This is a genomic window from Holdemanella sp., assembly GCF_056804935.1.
On record NZ_DBMEXE010000065.1, the window covers coordinates 1 to 7,683 of the forward strand.

Sequence of the window (7,683 nt, forward strand, 5' to 3'; positions counted from 1 at the left end):
CTTGTTTATATTTTCACATGTTAAAAATACTTTATATATATTAATAAGAATCTGTGTTTAAAACAATTTGTTAAAACATTAACAAAATCATTGACGACACTCAAAAAAGTATGTAGAATATGACTGTGTGAAAAGTTTAACATACTTTCTCATGCTATCGATGTCCTAATTCGAATAGTTCAAGAAAACTGGAAAGGAGAACTTCATTTATGGATTTCAATTTAACAGAACAACAATTAATGATGCAAAAGTTGTTCAGAGAAGTTGCGCAAAACGAAGTAAAAGAAAACGCAGCGGATGTTGACGAAAACGAAAGATTCCCTAAGGAATCTGTAGAAGTGATGCGTCAAGCTAAGATGCTTGGTATTCCTTATTCTCGCGAATATGGAGGAGCTGGCGCAGATTATTTATGCTACATTTTAGCAATCGAAGAATTGTCTAAAACATGTGCAACAAGTGGTGTAGTTTTATCAGCTCACACTTCATTAGGTACTTGGCCAATTGCTCAATTTGGTACTGAAGAACAAAAACAAAGATTCTTAACAGATCTATGTACAGGTAAGAAATTAGCTGCCTTTGGTTTAACTGAACCAAATGCCGGTACTGATGCTGCTGGACAACAAACAACAGCTGTATTAGATGGTGACGAATATGTTATCAATGGTACAAAAATCTTCATTACAAATGCTGGAGAAGCTGATGTATATGTAATTTTTGCCATGACAGACAAAACAAAGGGAACTCGTGGAATTTCTGCTTTCATTCTTGAAAAAGGAACTCCAGGATTCACATTCGGTCTTCACGAAAAGAAATTAGGTATTCGTGGATCTGCTACATGTGAATTAATTTTCAATAATGTACGTATTCCAAAAGAAAACTTATTAGGAAAAGAAGGTATGGGATTCAAGATTGCCATGCAGACACTTGATGGTGGACGTATTGGTATCGCTGCTCAAGCATTAGGAATTGCTCAAGGTGCTATCGACGAAGCAGTTGCTTATGTAAAACAACGTAAACAATTTGGTCGTCCAATCGCTAAATTCCAAAACACTCAATTCCAATTAGCTGATATGCAAACAAAAACAGATGCAGCTCGTTGGTTAGTATACTCTGCAGCTACTGCTAAACAAGAAGGTCGTCCTTATACTCAATTGGCAGCTGAAGCAAAATTATTCGCTGCTGAAACAGCAATGGAAATTACAACTAAGGCTATCCAATTATTAGGTGGATACGGATATACTCGTGATTTACCAGTAGAAAGAATGTTTAGAGATGCTAAGATCACTGAAATCTACGAAGGTACTTCAGAAGTACAACGTATGGTTATCTCTGGCGCTATGTTGAAGTAAGAAAGGAATTGGTGTTGAAAAATGAAAATCGTTGTTTTAGAAAAACAAGTTCCGGATTCAACTGAAATTACAGTTGATAAAAAAACGGGTGCGTTAATTCGTGACGGTGTTCCTGCAATCACAAACCCTGATGATTTAGCTGGTTTGGAAGCTGCATTGGAATTAAAAGATAAAAACCCTGACACTGAAGTTGTTGTAATGACAATGGGATTACCTAAAGCTGCTGAAATGTTAAAAGAAGGCGTAGCTATGGGTGCTGACAAAGGTGTTTTATTAACAGACCGTGTATTAGGTGGATCTGATACATGTGCTACAAGTATCGCTTTAGCTGCTGCTTTGAAAAAAGTAGGATTCGATTTAGTTATCGCTGGTCGTCAAGCTATCGATGGTGATACTGCTCAGGTAGGACCTCAAACTGCTGAACGTTTGGATATTCCTCAAATTACTTACGTAGATGAAATCTTAGAAGTAAAAGAAGATTCAATCACAGTAAAACGTTCATTAGAAGATGTTGAACAAATCGTAACTGCTAAGTTGCCATGTGTTATCACAACATTATCAGGAATGAACAAACCTCGTTACATGCAATGTGACAATATCGTTGATTTGTGTAAAGAAGACAAGATCGAAGTTTTAACAAATGCTGAATTAGGAATTGATCCTGAAACAGTTGGTTTCAAGGGTTCTCCTACATCAGTTAAGACTACTTTCACAAAAGACGTTACTGATAAAACAGAAGTATTCACATTGTCTGAGCAGGAAACTGCAGATTTGATTGCTAAGACTTTGAAAGAAAAGCAAATCATTACAAAGTAGGGAGGATGAAGTAGAATGGCTCGATTTGAAGAATATAAAGATATCTTCGTTTTCGTTGAACAAGAAAACGGAAACATTGCAGAAGTAAGTTATGAACTTATTTCAGAAGCAAGAAAACTAGTTGCTTCTATCCCTGAATTTGGATACAAAGTAGTTGGTGTATTGCTTGGAGAAAATGTAAAAGAAAAAGCTCAAGAAGTTATTAGTCATGGAGCTGACAAAGTAATCGTTGTTGATGATGCTTTATTAAAAGACTATTCAACTCAATTCTATGCTGATGCTTTAACACAAGTTGTTTTAGCTCACAAACCAGATTCATTGTTAACTGGTGCCACTCCTTTAGGACGTGACTTAGCACCACGTGTAGCTGCTCGTTTAAACGTTGGTTTAACTGCAGATGCTACTAAGATTGAAGTTGACTTAGAATATGCTAAAGAAACTGGTGAATCATTATTAGACGTAACTCGTCCTACATTCGGTGGTAACTTATTCGGTACAATCGTATGTAAAGACACTCGTCCACAGATGGCTACAATTAGACCAAAAGTATTCGAATTGGCCCCAACAGATACTAGCCGTACTGGTGAAGTTGAAGAATTCACACCAACTTGGACAACTACAGATCCTCAAGTATTTGTAGAAAAAGTAATCGAAAAAGTAAAAGCTGATGTAGATATCACAAAAGCTGACATCTTAGTAGGTGCTGGTCGTGGTGCTGAAAACTGCTTAGATGTACTTCAAAAAGTAGCGGACGAATTAGGTGGAGTAGTTTGCTGTACACGTGCTGTTGTTGAAGATGGATTCTTAGACAAAGATCGTCAGGTAGGTCAAACAGGTAAGACTGTACGTCCTTCATTATATATCGCTTGCGGTATTTCTGGAGCTGTACAACACTGTGCTGGTATGGATAAATCAGACTTGATCATCTCTATCAACCGTGACCCTCAAGCAGAAATCTTCAATATTTCTAACATGGGATTCGTTGGAGATTGCGCAACTGTATTACCTTTATTAGTAGAATCAATTAAAGCTGCAAAAGCTGAATAATAAAAAGGAGCATATTTAAAATGAAAAATGTAGGTGTTATTGGTGCTGGAACAATGGGGCAAGGTATTGCCAATGCATTTGCTACAGCTGGATACAATGTAACTGTATGTGATATTAAAATCGAATGGGCACAAAATGGTATCAACAAAATTGGTGCTAAATTAGATAAATTAGTATCTCGTGAAAAAATAACTGCTGAAAAAGCAGAAGGTATCAAAGCTAACTTAACTGCTGGTGAATACAAAGACTTAGCTGACTGCGATTTAATCGTTGAAGCTGTTCTTGAAAAAATGGAAATCAAAAAAGACTTATTCAAGACTTTAGATGAAATCTGTAAAGAAGACTGCATTTTCGGAACAAACACTTCAAGTTTAAGTGTTACTGAAATTGCTAACGGAATCAAACACAACGTTATCGGTATGCACTTCTTTAACCCAGCTGATCGTATGAAATTAGTTGAAGTTATTTCTGGTGAAAACACTCCAGTTGAAACAAAAGAAGCTATCATCGAATACTCTAAATCATTAGGAAAAACTCCAGTCGAAGTTGCTGAAGGACCTGGATTCGTAGTTAACCGTATCTTAATCCCAATGATTAATGAAGCTTGCTTCATTTACCAAGAAGGATTGGCAAGTGTTGAAGATATCGATACAGCTATGAAACTTGGAGCTAACCACCCAATGGGACCATTGGCTTTGGGTGACTTAATTGGATTGGATATTGTTTTAGATGTAATGGAAGTATTATATACTGAAACAGGAGATCCTAAATATCGTCCATGTACATTATTAAAGAAAATGGTTCGTGCTGGAAAATTAGGTCAAAAAACTAAACAAGGATTCTACAGCTACAACTAGTGAAATAACTAAAGTGAAACACTCGTTGTTTCACTTTTTATTTAAATATAGAGGAGAACAATCATGGAAAACGTATTATTAGAAAAACAAGGTCACGTTTCAATTATCACAATTAATCGTGAAAAAGCATTAAACGCTTTATCCACAGCTGTATTAAACGACTTAGAAGAAGCTGTGAATACAGTAGAAGCGGATAAAGACACTTATTGTGTAGTTATCACAGGTGCTGGAAACAAATCATTTGTTGCTGGTGCGGATATTGCTGAAATGAAAGACAAAACTGTTGAAGAAGCTGCTGAATATGGAGCTTACGGAAACAAAATCTTCCGTCAAATTGAAACTTTACACTGCCCAGTAATCGCAGCCGTAAATGGTTTCGCATTAGGTGGTGGATGCGAATTAAGCATGGCTTGTGATATTCGTATTGCAGCTGAAAATGCTGTATTTGGACAACCAGAAGTAGGATTAGGAATTACTCCAGGTTTTGGTGGAACTCAACGTTTAGCTCGTTTAGTACCTGCTGGAATTGCTAAAGAAATGATCTTTACGGCTCGTAACATTAAAGCGGATAAAGCATTGTCTATTGGATTAGTAAATGCGGTAGTTCCTCAAGAAGACTTAATGGCAACTGCATTAAAGATGGCTAACGGAATCTGCAAGAACGCTCCAATCGCTGTTGCTCAAGCTAAAAAAGCAATTAACGCTGGACTTCAAACAGATATGGATTCAGCTATCGCTATCGAAGTAAAAGATTTCTCGGATTGCTTCGCAACAGAAGATCAAACTTACGGAATGGAATGCTTCGTAAATAAAGTAAAAGAAAAAGAATTTAAAAACAAATAATTATTTGAAAGGATGATTTAAATGTCAAAAGTAATGTCAGCCCAAGAAGCCATCAGTTTGATCAAAGATGGCGATAAAATTGGTGTTGGTGGATTTATTGGGATGGGTCACCCTCAAGAACTTAGTGTTGCCATTGAAAAGAGTTTCTTAGAAACTGGACACCCAAGAGATTTAACAGTTATGTTCTCTGCCGGTGTAGGAGATGGAACACCTGATCTTGGATTGAACCACATGGGTCACGAAGGATTGTTAAAAAGAATTATTGGTGGTCACTGGGGATTGATTCCTACTTTCCAAAAATTAGTTTTTGAAAATAAAGTAGAAGGATACAACTTACCACTAGGAACCATCAGTTTGATGTTCCGTGAAATTGCTGGACACCGTCCTGGTGTTATAACTAAAATTGGTTTGAAAACATTTATTGACCCACGTCTAGAAGGTGCGAAAATGAATGAACGCACTAAAGAAGACTTAGTTGAATTAATCAATATGGATGGAGAAGAATGGTTACGTTATAAATCATTCCCATTGGATATTGCTTTAATTCGTGGTACATATGCCGATGAAGATGGAAACTGCTCAATGTGTAAAGAAGCAGCTACTCTAGATTCAATCAGTATTGCCCAAGCTGTTAAAAACAGTGGTGGTAAAGTTATTCTACAGGTAGAAAAAGTTGTAGAACGCGGTTCATTAAAACCAATGGATGTTAAGATTCCAGGTATTTATGTGGATGCAATCGTAGTTGCAGATCCAGAAAATCACTGGCAAACTTACTCAGATCCATACAATCCATCATTCTGTGGTGAAATTCGTGTACCAGTTGATTCAATTGAACCAATGCCATTAAATGCACGTAAAGTTGTTTGTCGTCGTGCTGCTATGGAATTGGATCCATCAGCTGTTATCAACTTGGGAATTGGTATGCCAGAAGGTATCGCAAATGTTGCCAATGAAGAAGGTTTACCAGGACTTAAGATGACTGTAGAAGCTGGAGGAATCGGTGGTGTTCCAATGAATGGAACTGCCTTTGGTGCATGTACAAACCCAGACGCAATCATTGACCAAACATATCAGTTTGACTTTTATGATGGTGGTGGATTAGACCAAGCCTTCTTAGGACTTGCTGAATGTGATTCAAAAGGTGATATCAACGTTTCTCGTTTTGGACCAAAAATTGCAGGATGTGGTGGATTTATTAATATTACCCAAACATCACCAGTTGTCGTTTATTGTGGAACATTCACAGCTAAAGGTTTAAAAGAAACAATTGGTAATGGTAAATTGACAATTGATCAAGAAGGACATATTAAAAAATTCAAAAACCATATTGAACAGGTTACTTTCTCAGCCGATTATGCGAATGAAACAGGTCAAAAAGTCTTATATATCACTGAGCGTGCCGTATTTAAGTTAATTGATGGTAAATTAACATTGATCGAAATCGCTCCAGGTGTAGATTTACAAAAAGATGTATTAGATCAAATGGAATTTAAGCCATACATCGCTGAAGATTTGAAGTTGATGGATGCACGTCTATTTACGGATGAAATCATGGGTTTAAAAGAAGAATAAATTGAATAAACAGGTCAAATGACCTGTTTTTTGTGTTACAATGGTTTTGGGAGTTGATAAAAATGTTATTTTTTAGAAATGATTATGGCCAAGGATGTATTCCAGAAATCATGGAATATATGAATACTACCAATGGTCATTCTTTTACTGGATATGGTATGGATGCGATTTGTCAAAATGCCAAAGAAACCATTAAAAAACATATTCCAGACTACGATGTAGATATCCACTTTTTAGTTGGAGGAACGATTACTAACCAAACCATCATCAAAGCTTGCTTAAAACCATTTGAAGCCGTGATTGCCTGTGATACAGGACATATCGCCACCCATGAAACGGGTGCGATTGAAGCTGTAGGACATAAAGTAATTCCGGTAAATAATTATGCTGGAAAGATCAATCCTAGCGATATTCGTAAAGTATTTGATACACATATGCTTTCATATGAACACATGGTTTATCCAAAAATGGTTTATATTTCCAATGCCACAGAATATGGAACGGTGTATACATTAGACGAATTAAAAAACATTCGTACGGTTTGCGATGAATTAGGTCTATATTTAATGATGGATGGTGCAAGACTAGGCGTTGCCTTATCCACTGTAGATTATACTTTAAATGACCTTGCCAATATTTGTGATGTATTCTATATTGGCGGTACAAAAAATGGAGCTTTAATGGGAGAAGCTGTTGTCATCTCCAATCCTGAATTAAAGCCATATTTCCGTTTTGTGATGAAACAAAATGGGGCAATGCTTGCCAAAGGATGGCTTTTAGGCATTCAATTCTTAGGCTTATTTGAGCACGATGCTTTCTTTGGATATGCCAAACAATCGGTTGTTTTAGCACAGAAAATTCAATCTAAACTACAAGAACTTGGCTATGCCTTATTCATGAAGAGTGATACAAACCAGATTTTTGTGAATGTATCAAAGGAACAATACCAATTCTTAAGTGAAAACATTGATTTTGAAATCTGGGAAAAATGCGATGATCACTATGTCATTCGATTTGTGACAAGTTGGCATACAAGTGAAGATGAAGTCAATGCATTGATCACATATTTAGAACAAGCAATCGAAAAAAAAGAATAGTATCATTCTAGGTTCGAACGATAGGTCCAGCCTAGTATACCATTCTTTTTGATTTGAACTTTATCTCTTTTTTTCGATGGAATGGGGAAATTTATAAGGAGT

At 36.4% G+C, this 7,683-nt stretch carries 7 protein-coding genes; all 7 read left to right on the top strand.

Annotation, left to right across the window (positions count from 1 at the left end; genetic code table 11):
- Nucleotides 1-209: 209 nt before the first annotated feature.
- The 7 genes from ACZQCL_RS04505 to ACZQCL_RS04535 all read left to right on the top strand — a co-directional run bounded on the left by ACZQCL_RS04505 (nucleotide 210) and on the right by ACZQCL_RS04535 (nucleotide 7,581).
- Nucleotides 210-1,349, top strand: a complete 1,140-nt coding sequence (locus ACZQCL_RS04505; protein ID WP_003865002.1) for an acyl-CoA dehydrogenase — start codon at nucleotides 210-212, stop codon at nucleotides 1,347-1,349.
- Between the two features lie 21 nt (nucleotides 1,350-1,370).
- Nucleotides 1,371-2,165 carry an electron transfer flavoprotein subunit beta/FixA family protein gene (locus ACZQCL_RS04510; RefSeq protein WP_337618009.1) on the top strand — a complete coding sequence of 265 codons (795 nt, stop codon included), beginning with the start codon at nucleotides 1,371-1,373 and terminating at the stop codon, nucleotides 2,163-2,165.
- A gap of 15 nt (nucleotides 2,166-2,180) precedes the next feature.
- A complete protein-coding gene (locus ACZQCL_RS04515) occupies nucleotides 2,181-3,212 on the top strand; it encodes an electron transfer flavoprotein subunit alpha/FixB family protein (RefSeq protein ID WP_337618008.1) in 1,032 nt (343 codons plus the stop codon).
- A gap of 20 nt (nucleotides 3,213-3,232) precedes the next feature.
- The gene (locus ACZQCL_RS04520; protein WP_118114494.1) at nucleotides 3,233-4,069 is read left to right on the top strand and encodes a 3-hydroxyacyl-CoA dehydrogenase family protein; all 837 of its coding nucleotides are present in this window, start codon (nucleotides 3,233-3,235) and stop codon (nucleotides 4,067-4,069) included.
- Nucleotides 4,070-4,132: 63 nt separating this feature from the next.
- Complete coding sequence (locus ACZQCL_RS04525; RefSeq protein WP_331865600.1) at nucleotides 4,133-4,912, top strand: enoyl-CoA hydratase-related protein; 780 nt, start codon at nucleotides 4,133-4,135, stop codon at nucleotides 4,910-4,912.
- Between the two features lie 21 nt (nucleotides 4,913-4,933).
- A complete protein-coding gene (locus ACZQCL_RS04530; protein ID WP_227990912.1) occupies nucleotides 4,934-6,484 on the top strand; it encodes an acyl CoA:acetate/3-ketoacid CoA transferase in 1,551 nt (516 codons plus the stop codon).
- Between the two features lie 62 nt (nucleotides 6,485-6,546).
- Nucleotides 6,547-7,581, top strand: a complete 1,035-nt coding sequence (locus ACZQCL_RS04535) for a threonine aldolase family protein (protein WP_288522549.1) — start codon at nucleotides 6,547-6,549, stop codon at nucleotides 7,579-7,581.
- The last annotated feature ends 102 nt before the right edge of the window (nucleotides 7,582-7,683 follow it).

Excerpts from the sequence above, each read along its gene's own strand:
- ACZQCL_RS04505 (WP_003865002.1), top strand. The coding sequence starts at position 210 with ATGGATTTCAATTTAACAGAACAACAATTAATGATGCAAAAGTTGTTC.
- ACZQCL_RS04510 (WP_337618009.1), top strand. The coding sequence starts at position 1,371 with ATGAAAATCGTTGTTTTAGAAAAACAAGTTCCGGATTCAACTGAAATT.
- ACZQCL_RS04515 (WP_337618008.1), top strand. The coding sequence starts at position 2,181 with ATGGCTCGATTTGAAGAATATAAAGATATCTTCGTTTTCGTTGAACAA.
- ACZQCL_RS04520 (WP_118114494.1), top strand. The coding sequence starts at position 3,233 with ATGAAAAATGTAGGTGTTATTGGTGCTGGAACAATGGGGCAAGGTATT.
- ACZQCL_RS04525 (WP_331865600.1), top strand. The coding sequence starts at position 4,133 with ATGGAAAACGTATTATTAGAAAAACAAGGTCACGTTTCAATTATCACA.
- ACZQCL_RS04530 (WP_227990912.1), top strand. The coding sequence starts at position 4,934 with ATGTCAAAAGTAATGTCAGCCCAAGAAGCCATCAGTTTGATCAAAGAT.
- ACZQCL_RS04535 (WP_288522549.1), top strand. The coding sequence starts at position 6,547 with ATGTTATTTTTTAGAAATGATTATGGCCAAGGATGTATTCCAGAAATC.